At 38.2% G+C, this 18,276-nt stretch carries 20 protein-coding genes; 4 read left to right on the forward strand and 16 right to left on the reverse strand.

The features are described 5' to 3' along the window. Window positions 1-33: 33 nt before the first annotated feature. The 5 genes from J1899_RS13740 to J1899_RS13760 form a co-directional block, all read right to left on the reverse strand. Window positions 34-921 (reverse strand): metal ABC transporter permease, encoded by an 888-nt coding sequence (locus J1899_RS13740; RefSeq protein ID WP_214474557.1) that lies wholly within the window; start codon window positions 919-921, stop codon window positions 34-36. Then, window positions 918-1,850, reverse strand: coding sequence for a metal ABC transporter permease (locus tag J1899_RS13745; RefSeq protein WP_066444394.1), 933 nt, complete (start codon window positions 1,848-1,850; stop codon window positions 918-920). The genes J1899_RS13740 and J1899_RS13745 overlap by 4 nt, the downstream gene beginning before the upstream one ends. A gap of 10 nt (window positions 1,851-1,860) precedes the next feature. After that, window positions 1,861-2,610, reverse strand: coding sequence for a metal ABC transporter ATP-binding protein (locus tag J1899_RS13750; RefSeq protein ID WP_066444391.1), 750 nt, complete (start codon window positions 2,608-2,610; stop codon window positions 1,861-1,863). Window positions 2,611-2,622: 12 nt separating this feature from the next. Beyond that, the gene (locus J1899_RS13755; RefSeq protein ID WP_214474564.1) at window positions 2,623-3,558 is read right to left on the reverse strand and encodes a metal ABC transporter solute-binding protein, Zn/Mn family; all 936 of its coding nucleotides are present in this window, start codon (window positions 3,556-3,558) and stop codon (window positions 2,623-2,625) included. A 238-nt stretch (window positions 3,559-3,796) separates the two neighbouring features. Beyond that, entirely contained in the window at window positions 3,797-4,090 is a 294-nt protein-coding gene (locus tag J1899_RS13760; protein ID WP_066444388.1) for a hypothetical protein, read from the reverse strand. A 281-nt stretch (window positions 4,091-4,371) separates the two neighbouring features. On the opposite strand from J1899_RS13760, the gene cspD reads away from it, so the two are divergent. Further along, a complete protein-coding gene (gene cspD / locus J1899_RS13765) occupies window positions 4,372-4,572 on the forward strand; it encodes a cold-shock protein CspD (protein ID WP_057771282.1) in 201 nt (66 codons plus the stop codon). Between the two features lie 70 nt (window positions 4,573-4,642). Here the strand turns inward: cspD and J1899_RS13770 are convergent, their stop codons facing one another. Beyond that, window positions 4,643-4,819 carry a zinc-finger domain-containing protein gene (locus tag J1899_RS13770; protein ID WP_214474566.1) on the reverse strand — a complete coding sequence of 59 codons (177 nt, stop codon included), beginning with the start codon at window positions 4,817-4,819 and terminating at the stop codon, window positions 4,643-4,645. A gap of 20 nt (window positions 4,820-4,839) precedes the next feature. Further along, window positions 4,840-5,496 (reverse strand): ribonuclease H family protein, encoded by a 657-nt coding sequence (locus J1899_RS13775; protein ID WP_214474569.1) that lies wholly within the window; start codon window positions 5,494-5,496, stop codon window positions 4,840-4,842. Window positions 5,497-5,611: 115 nt separating this feature from the next. On the opposite strand from J1899_RS13775, the gene J1899_RS13780 reads away from it, so the two are divergent. Both J1899_RS13780 and J1899_RS13785 read left to right on the forward strand, forming a co-directional pair. Next, a complete protein-coding gene (locus J1899_RS13780; RefSeq protein ID WP_214474570.1) occupies window positions 5,612-6,019 on the forward strand; it encodes a reverse transcriptase-like protein in 408 nt (135 codons plus the stop codon). Next, entirely contained in the window at window positions 6,019-6,927 is a 909-nt protein-coding gene (locus J1899_RS13785) for a DMT family transporter (RefSeq protein WP_214478846.1), read from the forward strand. The genes J1899_RS13780 and J1899_RS13785 overlap by 1 nt, the downstream gene beginning before the upstream one ends. Window positions 6,928-7,063: 136 nt before the next feature. Here J1899_RS13785 and J1899_RS13790 read toward each other — a convergent pair whose 3' ends face one another. Further along, window positions 7,064-7,345 carry a DUF6123 family protein gene (locus tag J1899_RS13790; protein ID WP_066444380.1) on the reverse strand — a complete coding sequence of 94 codons (282 nt, stop codon included), beginning with the start codon at window positions 7,343-7,345 and terminating at the stop codon, window positions 7,064-7,066. Window positions 7,346-7,405: 60 nt separating this feature from the next. Further along, entirely contained in the window at window positions 7,406-7,867 is a 462-nt protein-coding gene (locus J1899_RS13795) for a divergent PAP2 family protein (RefSeq protein WP_066444376.1), read from the reverse strand. A gap of 98 nt (window positions 7,868-7,965) precedes the next feature. On the opposite strand from J1899_RS13795, the gene sspL reads away from it, so the two are divergent. After that, window positions 7,966-8,103, forward strand: coding sequence for a small, acid-soluble spore protein L (gene sspL / locus J1899_RS13800; protein ID WP_214474579.1), 138 nt, complete (start codon window positions 7,966-7,968; stop codon window positions 8,101-8,103). Window positions 8,104-8,167: 64 nt separating this feature from the next. Here sspL and J1899_RS13805 read toward each other — a convergent pair whose 3' ends face one another. From J1899_RS13805 to J1899_RS13835, 7 genes are all read right to left on the reverse strand, one after another. Then, a complete protein-coding gene (locus tag J1899_RS13805) occupies window positions 8,168-9,058 on the reverse strand; it encodes a 5'-3' exonuclease (RefSeq protein WP_214474581.1) in 891 nt (296 codons plus the stop codon). 227 nt (window positions 9,059-9,285) lie between these two features. Next, a complete protein-coding gene (locus J1899_RS13810; protein WP_214474583.1) occupies window positions 9,286-10,131 on the reverse strand; it encodes a sulfurtransferase in 846 nt (281 codons plus the stop codon). 103 nt (window positions 10,132-10,234) lie between these two features. Continuing rightward, on the reverse strand, window positions 10,235-13,873 hold the full coding sequence (locus J1899_RS13815; protein ID WP_214474591.1) for a dynamin family protein: 3,639 nt from the start codon (window positions 13,871-13,873) through the stop codon (window positions 10,235-10,237). Between the two features lie 370 nt (window positions 13,874-14,243). After that, window positions 14,244-14,777: an isoprenylcysteine carboxyl methyltransferase family protein gene (locus J1899_RS13820; RefSeq protein WP_066444361.1), complete on the reverse strand. Its 534-nt coding sequence runs from the start codon at window positions 14,775-14,777 to the stop codon at window positions 14,244-14,246. Between the two features lie 5 nt (window positions 14,778-14,782). Next, window positions 14,783-15,865, reverse strand: a complete 1,083-nt coding sequence (locus J1899_RS13825; protein WP_214474592.1) for a type III polyketide synthase — start codon at window positions 15,863-15,865, stop codon at window positions 14,783-14,785. A gap of 501 nt (window positions 15,866-16,366) precedes the next feature. Continuing rightward, window positions 16,367-17,680, reverse strand: coding sequence for a nucleobase:cation symporter-2 family protein (locus J1899_RS13830; protein ID WP_066444356.1), 1,314 nt, complete (start codon window positions 17,678-17,680; stop codon window positions 16,367-16,369). Next, window positions 17,677-18,273 (reverse strand): xanthine phosphoribosyltransferase, encoded by a 597-nt coding sequence (locus J1899_RS13835; protein ID WP_214474594.1) that lies wholly within the window; start codon window positions 18,271-18,273, stop codon window positions 17,677-17,679. Before J1899_RS13835 ends, J1899_RS13830 begins: the two co-directional genes overlap by 4 nt. Window positions 18,274-18,276 lie beyond the last annotated feature (3 nt).

Raw genomic sequence — 18,276 nt, forward strand, 5'->3', positions numbered from 1 at the left:
TCTTTCCAATTAAACTATTATTCTTATATAACCTTATTGTTCGGAGCCATATTTCACTTTTTTTAATGCGAATTTTTTAAATAGATACCCTTTTGTTGGAGAAAAGAAGAAGACGAAAGCAAATAATATTCCATTGACTGCGGCCATGCTTCCTGAGATGGATACATTAAACAGCATAGCAGCATAGTATCCTATTATAGCTGCCGCTACTCCAAACACTCCACTTAAAATAAGCATCACACTCATTTTATCTGTTAATAAATAGGCAGAAGCCCCTGGTGCGATCAGCATGGCAACAACGAGAATGGCACCGACACTATCAAAGGATGCGACTGTTGTAAGAGAAACCATTCCCATCAGCAAATAATGAATGAATAGTACTGGGATTCCAATTGCAGCGGCCATAGCAGGATCAAAAGAGGTAATTTTTAGTTCCTTATAGAAAAGGAAAATAATAACCAGAACGATCAGCAATACTGCCGATAACATTAAGAACGCCTTAGGAAGTTCCGGGAGAAAACCAATTTGCACTGTGTCCCATGGCACAAATGCGATTTCTCCCATTAGTGCATGATCCACATCAAGATGCACATCACCTGCATAGAGGGTGATTAATATAACACCTATTGCGAATAGGAACGTAAATACCACCCCGATGGAGGCATCCTCCTGTACACCGCTGCTGTGAAGCAGCTGAACAAAAACAGCTGTTAACAGTCCAACAACTGCTGCTCCAATGAGCATATAAATTCCATTCATGCTTTGACTTATTAAAAAGGCCAGCACAATTCCAAGCAAAACTGTATGACTAATGGCATCCGCCAGCATTGAAAGTTTCCGCAAAATGAGAAAGCAGCCTGTAATTCCACAAGTAATGCCAGCCATTGATCCGATTAGAATGATCCATGCCTCGTAACTCATAGGTACTCGCCTCTTTCCTTTTGCATTGTCAGTTCTCTATTAATCTTCTTATGATTTATTTGTCTCTTAATGGCATTCGTTACAATGCCTCTTCCTGGTGCAAAGAACATAGAGAATAAGAATAATGCCGTTGCTGTTACAACAATAAACGGTCCGGTAGCAAGGCCTTCTCCCAAGGTGCTGATTAATGTGCCAGCCACACCCGAGATCGCTCCAAAGATTCCGGATATAACAATCATTTTACCTAAAGAATCCGTCCAATAGCGCGCAGCAACTGCAGGAGTAATAAGCAATGCTGCCATTAAAATAACACCTACTGCCTGAATACCGATCACAATGACAGCCACCAATAAAGATAAAAATACCAGATTAAGAAATCCAGCCGGAAGGCCAAGTCCCTTTGCAAATTCCGGATCAAATGTCAGTACCTTTAACTCTTTAAAGATTAAGGCAGTGATGACAATTAATGCAGCGGCTGTAATGGCCATCATTTTAACATCACTGCCAACAAGTGATGCTGCCTGCCCGAAAATAAAATCGCTTAATCCGCTTTTATTGCCTGCCGGAGATTGCGTTACTTTTGTTAACAGCACAATGCCAAAGCCAAAAAAGACGGAGAGAATTAAACAGATGGCTGTATCTTCTTTAATAATGGAATTGGAGATAACAAATTGAATGCAGTAGGCTGCTAAAAGCCCTGTAATGGTTGCGCCGATCAGCAGAGCAAGCAATGATTTCTCCCCTGTTAGCATGAAGGCAATACATATTCCCGGCAAAGCGGCGTGTGCAACGGCATCTCCAATTAGACTTTGCTTCCTTAATAAAGCGATGCTGCCAAGGACACCGCTCGCAATGCCTAATAGCATTGTGGCGAGCAGTACCCATTGTGTATTAGCATTATTCAAAACCATATTCATCAGATCACTCATTACAGGCACCTCATTTTTGTTCTGCTATCATCTGGCCTTTTTCCAAAAATGCCAGCTTCCCACCGTACGTTTGATGAAGGTTTTCCATTGTAAAAGTGCTTTCTGTTGGACCTGACGCAATTGCTTCAACATTTAAAAGCAGAACATGATCGAAGTATTCTTTTACAGTCTGCAGGTCATGATGAACAACAAGCACTGTTTTCCCCTGTTCTTTCAACTCATTTAGTAAATCAATAATCGCACGTTCGGTTGCTGCATCGACACCTACAAATGGTTCATCCATAAAGTAAACCTTTGCCTCTTGTGCCAGTGCTCTAGCAAGAAATACTCTCTGCTGCTGCCCGCCTGAAAGCTGGCTAATTTGGCGGTCTGCAAAATCAGCCATTCCGACTTTCCTTAAACATTCCAGAGCAAAAGCTTCATCTTTTTTGCCTGGTCTTTTAAACCAGCCAACATGACCATATCTGCCCATCAGCACAACATCAAGTGCATTAGTCGGGAAATCCCAATCAACAGATCCTCTCTGCGGCACATAGCCTACAACCCGATCCTTCGCCCGATACGGTTTGTTGTAGATTTGAATCTGTCCTGCCGCCTTAGGGATTAACCCTAAAATGGCTTTTATTAACGTTGATTTACCCGCTCCATTTGGCCCAATAATTCCAATAAGCTTTCCTTCCGGCACTTCAAAGTTTATATCCTTTAGTACCGGCTTTTCTTGATATGCGACAGTTAATCCTTTTACAACGACTGGATTCATCATTTCCACTCCTTATTTCAGCGCATCAGCAATCGTTTCAACATTATGTCTATACATGCCGATATACGTTCCTTCTTCTGTACCTTCTTCACCCATTGCATCAGAGTATAGCTCTCCGCCAATCGTTACTGTGTGCCCTTTGTCTTTTGCTCCTTCAATAACAGCGTTAATTGATTTCTCAGAAATACTGGACTCAACAAATACAGCCTTAATTTCACGCTCTGTTAATGTATCTACTAAAGATTGTACGTCCCCTAGACCATATTCAGATTCTGTGCTGATGCCTTGTAAACCCATTACTTCCATATCGTAAGCATTTCCAAAGTAGCCAAATGCATCATGAGCTGTTACAAGAACTCGTTGATCTTCAGGAATGCTTGACATTTCTTCTGCAGCAAATTCTTTTAAGTCATCCAATTCAGCATAATATTTCTGAGCATTTTCTTCATAAAATGCCTGATTATCCGGGTCTGCCTCTATAAGCCCTTCTTCAACCTTCTTTAAGGCCTGCTTCCAAAGATCGATATCAAACCATACATGGGGATCAGCAGCTGAACGATCTTCGGCATCTTCCAGCAATTCGCCCTCACTGACATTTTCAGCAATTGCGTAAGTTGGCTTATCAGCATTCATTTTTTCAAGGACTTCTAAGATTTTACCTTCTAGGTGCAATCCGTTATAAAAGATAACATCTGCTTCTTCAAACTTCGCGATATCGCCCTGTGTTGCCTTATAAAGATGAGGATCTGTTCCAGGTCCCATTAAACTAATAACTTCCACTTTGTCTCCGCCAATATTTTTAACTCCATCAGCTATTTGCCCAATTGTTGTTGTCACAGTTAACTTTTCATCGTCTGATTGTGTTGAATCCTCCGATGCTGACTCACCTGAACACGCCGCCAAAACCATTACAAGCATTGCAATTGTTAACCCTAACAGCTTTTTCATTTTCTCCCCATCTCCCTTTGGAAATTATTTAGTTCAGCCTTAGATGAGTATATGCACAAATTTATGCTTAGTGCACACATTTTAACATAAGACATGTTTTTTTTATTAAGCAATAAATGTTTCCTTAGTGCAACATTTTAACTCTTTTCAGATATTTGTCAATTCAAATGCAAAAAAAAATCGGCATTAGCCGATTTTCACATTAGAACCTTATTCTTTTATAAGTACTTTGCTGCTTTTAACCATTCTTTTTATAAGGAGTGATCGTCATATGTTCAAGCACATAAAAGCGATTCATACTGACAACATTTGATACGGTTAGGATGTGAGAGGGGATTTTTTCAACATGAAACACAATTAACCCAACTCGATCATTCATGATAATAAAAGAATCGCCATGAGAGTATGCCAGGATCTCTTTTCCTATCAGCCGAATTGAGTTGATTATTGCTTGTTTAATATCTTCATCAAGATGAAAGTTTGGAGAAAATCTTAAAATCCATTCTAAATCATCGATTGAAAACCTGAACATCTTTCTCTCACCCTCTTCTCAGAGTTTAAAATATTTGTATGAGGAAGGATGATATTTATGTATTATTTCTTTTAAAATATTATTTTTTAAATTTTGTTACTATTTTATGTTTTTTTCCAATTATTGCGGTCTTGTACCTTGACTGTGGCCAGGCATTCGTGTATATTATAATCATCATTTAACAGAATATATACAATTTATTTTGCAATATGTTTAAGTTGAGTGATAATATTTATCTTAGGCACATAGGTGTCTTCTAAGGTTTAGGAGGAAAAGTTAACATGCAAAACGGTAAAGTAAAATGGTTCAACAATGAAAAAGGTTTCGGTTTTATCGAAGTTGAGGGCGGAGACGATGTATTCGTTCACTTCACAGCTATCACAGGTGACGGTTTCAAATCTTTAGAAGAAGGTCAAGAAGTTTCTTTCGAAATCGTTGAAGGAAATCGCGGACCTCAAGCTGCTAACGTAGTAAAACTATAATCTTATAATAAACTAGGCTGGCCTTGTGCCAGCCTTTTGTCATCTTTTAGGACTTTCAACTTCTGGTAAATCAGCACAATTCTTTTCCAATTGATTTTATTTTCTTCCCCACTGTACATTGTGTGATGCAGAAGCGGTGTGCAAAGCGCCTTCCTTTTTCCTCTTTATGATGCTGATGCAAGAAACAGCCTTTACAATATGTTTCCATAATGGATTCTGCCTCTTGGATCACTTTTTTTCTTTCCATAACCTTTACACCTCCGCTCCTTAAATCATTTGCATTTTGCTGTGGATGTTTTTCCCTTCAATTGCTTGAGTGGCAAGTTTATCTGCTTCTTTATTTTCATTTCTTCCCACCGGCGAATATGCTGGTATTAATCCAAGTTTCTTTATTTTTGCTTCGATACGGTCAAGCCATCGATTTAAATTTTCTTCATAGCATGGCCACTCGCCAGCCAGCTGATTCAATACGACTTGGGAATCACCTTTAAATTCACAGCTCATATGGCGGACACCCATTTCTTCAAGCATATTAACACAAAAATAAAATGCTGCATATTCTGCTTCATTATTATCATCAATCTCATGGAGCAATTCATTTGCACGCAGACGGTATTTTTTTTTGCCCTGTTTATAATAAATCACAGCCCCTAATCCTGCCAGCTGTTCCTGTTTATCATAGCCCCCATCAAAATAAACGACGATATCATGGGGTTCTTCCTCAATTTCTTCCAGCAGTTTTCCCAGTTCCTTTAACGTCCAGGATGTACCGCGTTCATCATAATATACCATATCTGAAGCCCTGCCAGACTTAGTAAGTTCTTCTCCTGTTAAAAGAGCCAATTCACCTGTCAGCCAATCTGATGTAAAAAATACATTTGAAGTTCCTTTTAATTTATAATTCCATTCTAATTTATATTTCATTTATTTTATCCTTTCTTCCTAATTTGAAGCAAATCATGTAGTTTAGGTGGTCATACTTTTATGATACACTTATTTTTAGCTTACATAATTTACAGGATTTGATGGAGGATCATGAATGATTGAAGTATATATTGACGGAGCAAGTGCCGGGAACCCTGGACCCAGCGGTGCGGGCATATTTATAAAAGCCAATGGCAATGTTGAAAGGCACTCGATTCCATTAGGTATTATGGAGAATCACGAAGCAGAATATCATGCGTTAATAAAAGCTCTGGAAATTTGTATTCAGAAAAATTATCAGATGGTTTCATTTCGCACCGACTCACAGCTTGTTAACGCTGCAATGGAGAAAGAATTTGTAAAAAATAAAAGATATTCCCCATTATTAGAACAGGCATTACTGTTAAGCAAGCAGCTTCCGCTTTTTTTTATAAAATGGGTGCCTAGCTCTGAAAATAAAAGTGCTGATGATTTGGCTCGCGCTGCCATCCGGAAAAATAATACAAAGGATATTGAACAGTGATAAATAATAAACATAGTGTTGCCCACATCTCACTTCTGCTCGTAGCCTTCGTATGGGGCCTGACATTTGTTGTCGTCCAAAATGCGATTGCTTTTTTAGAGCCTTTTACATTTAATGCAATCCGATTTTTTATAGCAGGATTATTATTATTCCTCATACATATTGTTTTTACTAGAAGCAAACCTGGCCATTTCAATAAAAAATTGATTACTGCAGGAATGAAAGTTGGATTCTGGTTATTTATTGGTTATGCTTTTCAAACAGTCGGTCTTCTATATACCACTTCTTCAAAAGCAGGCTTTATTACTGGTTTAAGCGTTGTGCTTGTGCCCTTGTTCTCATGGATGCTATTCAAATTAAACCCAGGCAGAAACGCTCTTATCGGTGCTATCGTTGCTGCAGGAGGATTATATTTACTGACTATGACGGATACCGTTACCTTGAATATCGGTGATGGTTACATATTTATATGCGCAATTGGCTTTGCCATGCATATTATTATGACCGGAAAATACAGCAGCAAGCATGCCGTGCTTCCTTTAACGATTGCGCAATTGCTGTTTGTTTCTCTGCTCTCTATGATTTTTTCTATAGCGACAGAAGATTGGCAAACTGTTCTTAACCCATCCATTATGTTTAATATGGATGTTATAATGGCGCTCATGATTACATCCGTATTTGCTACTGCTCTTGCGTTTTTAGCACAAACAGCATTTCAGCAATATACAACACCAGCAAGAGTTGCGCTAATATTTGCGACTGAACCGGTTTTTGCAGCTTTAGCAGGCTATTTATGGAATGATGAACGATTAGCTTCAACCGCCATTATTGGCTGCGGATTCATTTTTGCCGGGATGATTTTTGCTGAGATCCCGAAAAAAAGCAAGAAAGCACAGCTCGAAGCTTAAAGATCTTTATTGTGCACTCAACATTTTAAAAATGAGCCTTAAATATCGGCTCAGGACCTGTTCTGTTAAAGGTCTTATGGCACATGGATAAAAAAGAAAAGGCGTGTGGTTGCACGCCTTCTTAGTCTTTATTCAATTATATGGCAAGCAAATGCTTTTCTTTTACAAATTGTATAGCTTCCTGCCTATTTTTTATACCATGAGTTGTGAGCATTTCAAGTAAGGACATATAAAAACTGCCATCAAATGACTTTTGTATTTTTAGAGTAAGTTCTAAAGCGGCATTCACAAGTTCATCCCCAGCATTCGTATAATGCTTGCCGAAGTAGATAAAACCAATGGCATCTTCCTTCAGCTGAAAGCCTTTGCTTTCTAAAAAACGAACATATTCTTCCACTGTTTTCACAGTCATATTCATTCCTCTCCCTAATTGACAAAGCATTCCTCCTCAAATATTACCGTAAATTTCGACAATTATCTACCTTTTTTTGGTCAAATAATAGCCGATTGTACCTGTAATAACTCCGAGTATCGCTCCACCAATTACCTCTTGAGGCTGATGTCCCAGCATTTCTTTTAGCTTCTTTGGCTTTTCCTCTTTAAATTCAACTGTATCATCTGCATTAATTTTATCAACTAGTTCACCAAGGCTATTTACCTTTAATGTTAGTTCGCCAGTTTGACGGCGTATACCCTGTGCATCATACATAACAATAAGTCCGTATACTAGGGATAACGCAAAATCAACTGTAGGAACTCCTCTTTGTAATGCAATGAATGTTGTCAGAGAGGATACTCCAGCTGAATGTGAACTAGGCATCCCTCCTGTTTGAAAAAAGAGTTCTGGCCTCAATTCTTTCTCTTTTGCATAATGGATCGGAATTTTTAACCCTTGAGCAAGTCCTATACTTAAGAGTGCTATGTAAACTCCTTTATTCATATCATCACCTCCTGTTTATTTTGGAGTTTGTGTAGTGTAATTATTCCTTTTCGGTCATACTACTAAACATCGATCATAAAAGAGAGGTGAATGAAGATATGAGCAGAAGAGGCAATGATAACCGTGGTAAAAAAGCATCTGGTGTAAACCCGCAAGGCTACGGTCAAGACGCTGAATTTTCTGAGGAGCCTAAAAGCAAGCTTGAGAATGCAGCGAAGAAGAAAAACACAAAATAAAGTAAGTAAAAAGGCCGATCACTCGTCGGCCTTTTCTATTCCGTATTCTATCACGGAATTTATATTATGCGTATTGCTGTTCTTCCTGTATCAATTTATGAAGTCCGCGGAATTCAACTTCTGTAAATTTAGCAAGAACTTTTTCACGATTAATTTTATAGAGTGATTGTTCAAGTGTGCATGTAACAGGGACATCACATTTAATTTCCGCTAACTGCCTGCTTAAGTGGAGCATTTCCAGATCATGTTCAATTTTCGTTCTTTGCCCTTTTGGAAGCTCTGTTAAATGAGCAAGAACTCCTTCAATATGCTCGTACTGCTGAAGCAGCTTTAATGCTGTTTTTTCGCCAATTCCTTTTACTCCAGGGTAGTTATCACTTGTATCCCCCATAAATGCCTTTAAATCAATCATCTGCTTCGGTGTAATGCCTTTTTCCTCAAAGAATGTATCTTTTGTATGCACTTTATAATTGCCATATCCTTTTTGGAGAAGAACAACTGAGATCTGTTCATCCAATAGCTGTAAAATGTCTTGGTCACCAGTCAAGATTATAACATTGCATTCCTTGGAAGCACTTCTTGCAATGGTGCCGATACAATCATCTGCTTCGTAGCCTGATAATCCGATGTTGGGAACATCAAACGCTTCTACCACGTCTTTTACCAGTTCGAATTGTGGCTGAAGTTCAATTGGAGCCTCTGGTCTGTTAGATTTATAGCCATCAAACATTTCTGTTCTAAATGTTTTGCTGCCCATATCCCAGCACACAGCTACATGGCTTGGGTTAAATGAAGACATAGCCGTTAAAAAGTGTTTTACAAAGCCGTAGACTGCATTTGTTGGGATTCCTTTTGAATTGATCATAAATTGACCGCTGACTGCTGTCGCAAAATAGGCTCTGAATAAAAGGGCCATTCCGTCAACTAATAGTAGAGTAGATTTATCTTCTTTCATTTGTATTCCTCCTTGGAAAACTGCGTAGATATTATTATAGCATAGGTTAATAAGTTCTTTAAAAACTGGATATAAAATACCAAAAGAAGACGTTAATACGGTTATTCAATTATCTCTTATACTAGCCCGTTCCATTGCGCTGCGGACACTCGTGTTTAAAACTTTATTTATAAAATAACCGATTTGCTGGGAATATTAATATGCAATCAGCTTTACAAAAGAACCTATCAAAGTCCTTTAAAAGGTCCCGTTTCCACTTCATTTTCTTCATATGAGATCCAGTCGCTGAAGCTGCCTGGGTATAGTTTGACATGTGGGAAGCCAGCTTCTTTTAGGGCAATGTAGTTTGGTGCGGCAGTGACGCCTGAACCGCAGTAGACGATTATTGTTTTAGAAGGGTCGATGTCTGTGAATCTTTTTTGCTGTTCTTTTGTATTTTTAAAGGTTCCATTTTCCAGTCCTTCAAACCAAACTTTGTTTATGGCTCCAGGTATTCTTCCTGCCTTTTTGTCTATTGGCTCTTCTATTCCTAAGTATCTTTTCTCCTCACGTGAGTCGATCATTACTATATTATTTGACTTTTCACTGACAGCTTCCTTTACTTCTTTGTATGTAGCAATCATGTCATGATTGTAGGCCGGACTATAGCTGACAGGTGCTGGAGTTGGAATTTCGTCAGTTACAACACCATCTTGTTTCTTCCAATCTTCATAACCGCCATTTAAAATATAAACCTTTTCATGTCCGACATATGTAAGCATCCACCACAAACGCGAAGCAAAAGCACCTTGCCCGCCGTCGTATGCGATAACAGTTGTGGTCCGGTCAATGCCCGAACGCACCAATAACCCGATAAAATGATCCATTGGCGGCAATGGATGTCTTCCGCCATGCTGCTGAACTGGAGCTGATAAATCCTTTTCCAGATCAAAATAAAGCGCACCAGGAATGTGATTGTTTTTGTATAAATTTTCACCTTCCTCCGGATCACTTAAATTAAATCGGCAATCTGCGATAACGAGTTTTTCATCATTTAAGTGCTGTTTAAGCCAGTTAGCATCAATTGTTCTCAATTGAACTCCTCCTCCATTTCCAGTGTTTCATGTGCAATATGCTGTCATTTTACCAAAAAGCTTATTAGAAAGAGGGATTTTGATTTCAAAACCCCTCTAAAAATTATGAAATTTGCTTTTCAATTTCATATAACTTTTCTATTGGATATTGGTTAGAAAGTGCAGAAAGTAAGCCGTTATAATATTCACTTGTTTGCTCGATCATTGAGTCTGCTAAACGGCTATATTCATTAGCCAGCAGCGGATGATAATGATCTTTCAGCCGCTCTCCTTCCTTCTGTAAGTAGGCAAGCGCAGGATCCTCCATTGCAGTCTGTAATGCTTCGGCCAAAAGCTTCCGTTCATTTTTTTCAAAAAATGCTTTAGGATTTTTAAAATACGATAATGCTTTCTTAAACATCTGCTGATCCAGATCAGAGAAAGCAGTTGTAAATTCTATAGGTTCAAACTTTGCTTTTTCAAATGAAGTAAAAGAGATATTTTGATTGATTTCTTTCATTTCATTCATTAAACGTCCATACTGCTCCTGCAGTATTTTTCCTATAAAAACTTCTGCTCTTAAAGATGTGGCCCTCATTTCTTGTGCAAAATCAAACCCAAAGCTTTTTAGAAAGTCTTCTAAAGCTGCTTCTAATGCACGTTTTAAATTTCTTCCATCATCTTTCAGCAAGGAGGGATTAAAAGATTCTTTGACAAAGTCATTAAATCTTAAAAATACTCTCTGTTTAATATAAAAGGTTAGCTCATCGGCTTCTTGAGCAAATCTTTTTTTCAGAAGGTCTGTTCTTTGCTCTTTGAGAAGCTGCTGCATGCGCTGCTGCTCTTCAGCCAAAGCTAGAATTTTTTGCTCTTTTAGTGACTGATCTTCCATGGAAGATGAAATAAATGCCTGCAGCTGCTCTTTTGATCTTTCCTGTTCACGTTTAGCACTTAAGATTGATATGTTCATGAGGTCATGATGTATAAATGAATAGAAACGCTCTTCAAACTGCTGCATTCCCTCATGTAATGACCTATTATTTTTCTTTTGCTCTAGCGCCTGCAGACTTGATACACCATAAACGGAAGGAAGGCGCACACCATATTGAGTCAGCTGTTCCTCAACATATGTCCGAACATCTTCAAGCTCATCCTCGTTGTTAGCAAGGTCAATGGCATTGACGATAAAAAACATCTTATCAAGCTCAAAAGAATCCTTTACACGGCCAAGCTGAATGAGAAATTCTCTGTCCGCTTTTGAAAAAGCATGATTGTAATACGTAACAAAAAGGATTGCATCAGAATTTTTAATATAGTTGAACGCCACTCCTGTATGACGGGCATTAATTGAGTCTGCTCCTGGTGTATCAACAAGAGTAATACCGCTTCTTGTCAGCGGGCAGTCATAATACACTTCTATTAAGTCAACAAAACAGGATTTCTCTTCTTTCGCAACATAATCTGCTAATTCGCTAAGATTGGTTGTGATCATTTCCCCAAGATTGTTCTGAAATTCTGAAAAACCTTGTGAAAATGCTTTTAAAAAGGCAAAATGTGTTTTCTCATATGCCTCAAATTGTTGTTCAGGCTGAAAAATCTTATCAATTTTCTGCAGAGCATCACTCAAATTGAATGCAGACAAACCAAAAACCTTTAAAGATTCATTAATATCCTGAAAGAGGATGTCTTCTTTTTTTACATATACCAAAACAGTTCCGTGCCCATGGTCTGTATCAATTGGCATAATCTTATTAATGGCTGCAGTGGTGGGATTTGGTGAAACCGGCAGAACCTTCTCGCCTATTAATGCATTGGCAAAAGAAGATTTCCCTGCACTAAAGGCTCCAAAAAGTGCTACGGTGAACTGCTGATTTTTAATTCGGTCTGCTTTTATGATGAGCTGCTCAGATATGGTTTTAAACCCAGGAACGTCAGCAAGTAAAGTTGAAGTATGCAAAAGCTTTTCAACCAATGCTGATGTATCTTGCTGACTAACTGCGTCTTTTTCTGCTTCAGGCAATTCTATTTCTTTTTTAGGGTGTTTCTTTTCTTCCTTTATTGTATATTCTTCCGTAACAATTTCTACATTTGCTTCTTCATCTGCTATAAGATCAGCCCATGTGATCTGAATATTGTCTGGGGAAGCTGCTCCAGTTAAAAGATCATTCATATAGGACTTTGCTTGCTTTAATTGTTCTTTCACTGTGTGTATTTCATTTATGGCTCCATCATAGCGTTTTAGTTCAGCAAGATTTGAAGATAGTTGAAGAAGCTGTTTTTCACCCTTCTTATTAATAGAAGTTATAATTTGATCTTTCATTAAGCGATACTCAGATTTTGCGATTTTTTTAATAGTCTCGGCAACATCATTGGTATATTGAAGCACATAATCACCAGATAATCTTGCGCCGGTCTTAACGGTATTTGATAACAGGCTTTTATCAAACTTCACTTCAAACTGCTGGGCCTGTTCATAAAGAGTATCATTATTGATTTCCAGTTCTTTCAGTGTCTTTTGCAAAAACTGACGCAGATGCCAATTAATCTGGGCGTTTACCTTATCAGAAAAGTCATCATAAAACTGTGTTAGCCGCTGTTCTTTTTCAGCCATAGTCTTTTGTTTGGAAAAAAACAATCCAACTTTAAAATCAGGCTGCTCTGCCTGCAGGTAGTTTTCAGCGAGTTCTCTTGTCTGAAACGGCATCATATAAGCACTTTTAAGAATTTCATCTACCTGGTCATTTAAGTCAGCTTCAATTATTGTAGCCGCTTTCTTTTTTTCATCGATGATCTTATTTATTTCCTGCAGCTTTTCGGGAACGAGCGCTCGCTCACTTTCATTTAAATCTGCTAACACCCGCTCAAATGAATCTAACTGATCCGCGTTTTGTTCCTCCAGCCATATATGGTGATCCTTCATTAATTTTTCTAAAGAATGATAAATTGACTGTGGCAGCTGCTTTCTTCCATCTTTTAATAAATTCTGCAGATTGTTCTGTAAATCGGTAAATTCATTATGCGGGTGATCATTTTCTTTTAAAGTCGTATAAAAAATCCTGTCGGGAATAACTCCCCATGATGCAAACGAATCTCTCACACCATTTTGAAACTGTTCAAAGCTAAGCTCTTCATCTCTATGCTTATCAATTTGATTGATAACTAGATACACCTTTTTCCCGGCGTTAACAAGTTCTTTAGTAAACAAGAAATTCAATTCAGCTTGAACATGATTATAATCCATCACATAAAAAACGACGTCAGCCAGATGCATCGCTGATTCCGTTGCGATCCGATGGGCATCATCTGTTGAATCAATACCAGGTGTATCCATAACTATTGCATGGGCAGGCAGTGATGTTTGAGAATGACTTATCTCAACTGATTGAATTTGATCTCCATCTTTGCTGTATTTTTTTATTTTTTCATAATCATATGGAGCTTCATAAAGCTTAATCGCACCACTTTTAAAATACACTTTTGCATAGTCATCGCCTGCTTTAATTTTCACTAAATTAGCACTCGTTGGAATCGGACTTGAAGGAAGAAGGTTCTCCCCTGCAACAGAATTGATCATGCTTGATTTCCCGGCAGAAAAATGGCCGCAAAACGCTATGGCATACTCTTCCTTCTGAAGTTTTTGAGCCAGGTCTTTCGCTCTTTCTGCTGTTTTGACATCAGCATTATCATGAAAATATTGATAAAATGAGGTAATTCGTTCTATTAATTGATTTTTGTCTAACTGCTGAAGATCCGTTTGAATCATTTTGAGTTCCCCTTGCCATCTGTATTGTTATTATTGTATATGATTTTTATCACTTTTCCTATGTATGTCTTTTGATTTTTCAAACTTTTTGCATTCAAAATAGGCCTATAAAATTAGACAATAAAAAAACCAGGACTTTACTTCCAGCCCTGGTTTTGTATTTCTTATATGTTTGGTTTCACTACATTGTTTAATACGTGTTTCATTACGATCGAATATGCGGCGATGGTGCCAATAACTAAGACTGCTGTCATATGTAACAACACCTTCCTTATTAAAATCTTTTATTGATAATAATTTTCAACCTCAATTAGGATTCTAACATAGAACGAGAATCATTTTCAATATGTTCATGAAATTTTCACACATTTTACTCTCTCTCTAACAGGCGATTTTCTCCTGCAAGATTCAGCAAAGCTTTTTCCTCAGCTGGAATGCGGATCATCATCATCCCAATATTTAATAAAGTGAACAGTACAAATGTTATATATGCCTGAAATAAGAGAGGAATGACCATTAATTCTAATGCTACGATGACATAATTCGGATGTTTGATCCACTTGTATGGACCTTTTCGAACCGCTTCTGCATTAGGCAACACAATAATTTTTGTATTCCAATAGCGCCCTAATGAAAAAAGCGCCCATATCCTTCCTGCCTGCAAAAGAATAAACATCGGCAATAAGATTTTCCAGAGAGATGAAACCGAGTTTTCCAAAAACACCGTTTCTCCAAGCAAGCTAATAAAAAAAGCGGTGTGCAGGAGAACAATGAACGGATAATGAGCTTGTCCAAATTCCAAAGCTCCTCTTTCTTTCATCCACTTTTCATTGTGTTTTGCAACGAAAAGCTCGCATAATCTTTGGAGCACAATTAAGCTAAAGACGATATAAAACACGTTCATTATGATCAACTCCATTCCAGCAACAGCAATTCGGAGCTAAAGCCTGGTCCCAATGCAGCTGCAAGCCCTATATCTCCTTTTTTTCCGCTATGCATGAACCTTCTCAGCACATAGAGAATTGTACTGGAGGACATATTTCCGTATTCTTTTAACACCTGAAGGGATGTTTGAGTCATCTCTGGATTGAAATCAAGTGCTTCCTGATAGGCTTCTATTACCTTTCGGCCGCCAGGGTGTGCAATAAAATGAGTAATTTGTTCCAGCTTTATATGATTATTCTCCAGGAATCCAAGAGCATTTGGTTTCAGCCATTTTTCAACAATCGAAGGGATATCTCTTGAGAAAATGACATATAATCCTTCATTTTTAACATCCCAGCCCATCACATCTGTTGAATGTTTCATGGTAGTAGATTGTGTTGCAATCACTCTGGGTGCTGATTTCTTCATTAAATTAGAAGGTTTTCCTTCATCCCCAGTCACAAGCACACAAGCAACACCATCGGCAAAAAGAGAAGTCCCTACCAGATTGCTTTTTGAAAAGTCATTCCGCTGAAATGTAAGACTGCATAACTCAATCGTCAGCACAAGCACCTTTGCTTTTGGGTATGCAAGACAATATTCATAAGCTCTCGCTAATCCCGATGCACCTCCTGCACAGCCAAGACCCCAAATTGGGATTCGTTTCGTATGTTCGGAAAAGGGCAGGATGTTCATGATTCTTGCTTCAATGCTTGGTGTAGCAATGCCTGTACTTGAAATGGTAAAAATCGCATCTATTTCTTCAAAAGGAATATCCTCAACCAAAAATTCCTTGCTGGTGAGGCAGGCTTTCATCGCTTCTGCCCCCAATTCAACTGCACATTCTATATAAGCATCATTTTTTTCCTGAAATGTATGGTCTTTTTTAAACCAATTCAAGTCTTTTGCAAAATGCCTTTTTTCAATCTGGCCATTTTGAAACACTTTTAATAATCTTTCAATATCTTTATAGGATTCAGAGAACAAATCTCTCGCAAAATTCATCACTTCATTCTGATGGACGACCTGCTTTGGACTTGCCTCAGCAACTGAAATAATTGATGGCATATAACCGCTCCTTTTCCTCCAATGCGGTTAATTTTTCCAAACCACTTAAAATTATTCATTTGCGATAATAAGTTAAGTTAAGCAGGTATTTCGTGTATAAAAAAACTCCGCCCAATATGGACGGAGCGAATGTTTTGAAGGAGTTGTTGTGCTCTTTTATTATAAATCCTTCTTACTTTCTATTCATTGTATAATCTTTTCCAGTTATCTGATGATTGATTCTGTACATCAATTTTGATTTTTTTACTGACAGGTGTGCTGCATTTCTCACACAAGATTGGTTCATTGTACAATTGCCTGCAATAATCACAATAATATTTTTCCATAGGATCCCCACATTCTAGAAGATTGTGAGATATTATATTCGTATATTGACGAAATGATGCTTACTATGGATAAAATTTTTAAATTGTGATAGAAAAAAAGTTTTCGGATATAACGAAATAAGTAGGTTAAGATAATCGCGTTTCATTTTGCTGCATTCCATCCTATTTGATGCGTTTATGAAGCCTGCTGCACTTCGATTTCTGTCTCTTTAACTTTTGACTTTTTCACGCCAAATTCGTTAAAGATCAGATTTAATAGAATAGCTGTTAAGCTGCCTGCTACGATTCCGTTTTCTGTTAGAACGCTGATGGCAGCTGGCATTTCAGCAAATACTTCAGGCACAACCGTTACACCAAGACCCATCCCGATTGAGCAAGCAATGATGAAAAGATTTTCTTGAGAAGCAAAATTCACTTGGCTCAGCATTTTAATTCCGTAAGCAATAACCATTCCAAACATCGCTACCATTGCACCGCCGAGAACGGATGACGGAATGACCGTTGTCAGAGCACCAATTTTCGGTACAAGCCCAAGCAATACAAGCAATCCGCCAGCGACGTAAATGACATTGCGAGTTTTGACGCCAGACAATTGCATAAGACCGACGTTTTGCGAATAAGTTGTATATGGAAATGAATTGAACAATCCGCCAAGCACGATCGCCAAACCTTCAGCACGATATCCTCTTGCCAAATCCTTTTCATCCAGTTTTTCTTCACAAATATCGCCAAGTGCGAAGTAAACCCCAGTTGATTCAACCAAGCTGACCATTGCGACTAAAATCATGGTTAAGATAGCAGATAGTTCAAATGTTGGCATTCCAAAATAAAATGGTGCCGGAATATGAAGCAAGGAAGCTTCTCCTACCTCCGTAAAATCAACCATACCCATGAAAAATGCAGCCAGAGTACCTGCTCCAAGTCCTAATAAAATAGAAATTGAACGGATAAAGCCTTTTGAAAATTTATATAAAATAATGATAAAGAGCAATGTCCCAAAAGCTAAACCAATATTTTCAAGTGATCCAAAATCAGCGCTGCCTTCACCGCCAGCAATGTTATTCATAGCTACTGGAATTAAAGTAATACCAATAATGGTTACGACAGAACCAGTTACAACGGGCGGAAAGAATCGTACGAGCTTTCCGAAAACAGTAGAAATAAGTAAAACAAATAATCCAGAAACAATAATGGCTCCATAAATAGCGGAAATTCCATATTCGCCGCCAATGGTAATCATTGGGGCAACTGCTGTAAACGTACAGCCTAATACAACAGGCAGACCTACACCAAAAAATTTATTCTTCCATACTTGTAAAATCGTTGCGACTCCGCACATTAAGATATCAATTGATACAAGGTAGGTTAGCTGCTCCCCTGTTAAACCAAGCGCACCGCCCACTATTAGCGGTACTACGACTGCACCAGCATACATGGCAAGAACGTGCTGAATTCCTAATGATGCGATCTTAAATGAATTCTGTTTCATCGTGTCACTTCCTCCAATTCTTTATTTCTAAATGTGACTTCCCCATTTTCAAGAGATTCAATGATTGCGAGAGATTCGATTCTAATTCCTGCTTCACGCAATAATTTTCCTCCATCCTGGAAACCTTTTTCAATGACAATTCCCAGGCCGGCAACAGCTGCATTTGCCTTTTTAACAATCTCAACAAGTCCCTCTGCAGCCTGACCATTGGCAAGAAAATCATCGATTATTAGCACTGTATCGTTATTTTGCAAAAACTTCTTTGAAACTGAAATTTCGTTTGTTTCCTGTTTTGTAAAAGAGTAAACGGACGAAGTAATCAAATCCTCAGTTAATGTCAGTGACTTCTTTTTTCTTGCAAAGACGACCGGCACATTTAAATGCAATCCTGTCATAACAGATGGAGCAATACCAGAAGATTCAATCGTTAAAATTTTTGTTATGCCTGCATCCTTAAAACGGGATGCAAACTCTTTTCCAATATCCATCATCAAATGCGGATCTACTTGATGATTTAAAAAGCTGTCAACTTTCAGTACCGAACTTGATAATACCTTTCCTTCTGCTTCGATTTTCGCTTTAAGTCTCTCCATCGT

The organism is Cytobacillus gottheilii (assembly GCF_018582665.1).
GTDB classification, from domain to species: Bacteria; Bacillota; Bacilli; order Bacillales; family Cytobacillaceae; genus Cytobacillus; species Cytobacillus gottheilii.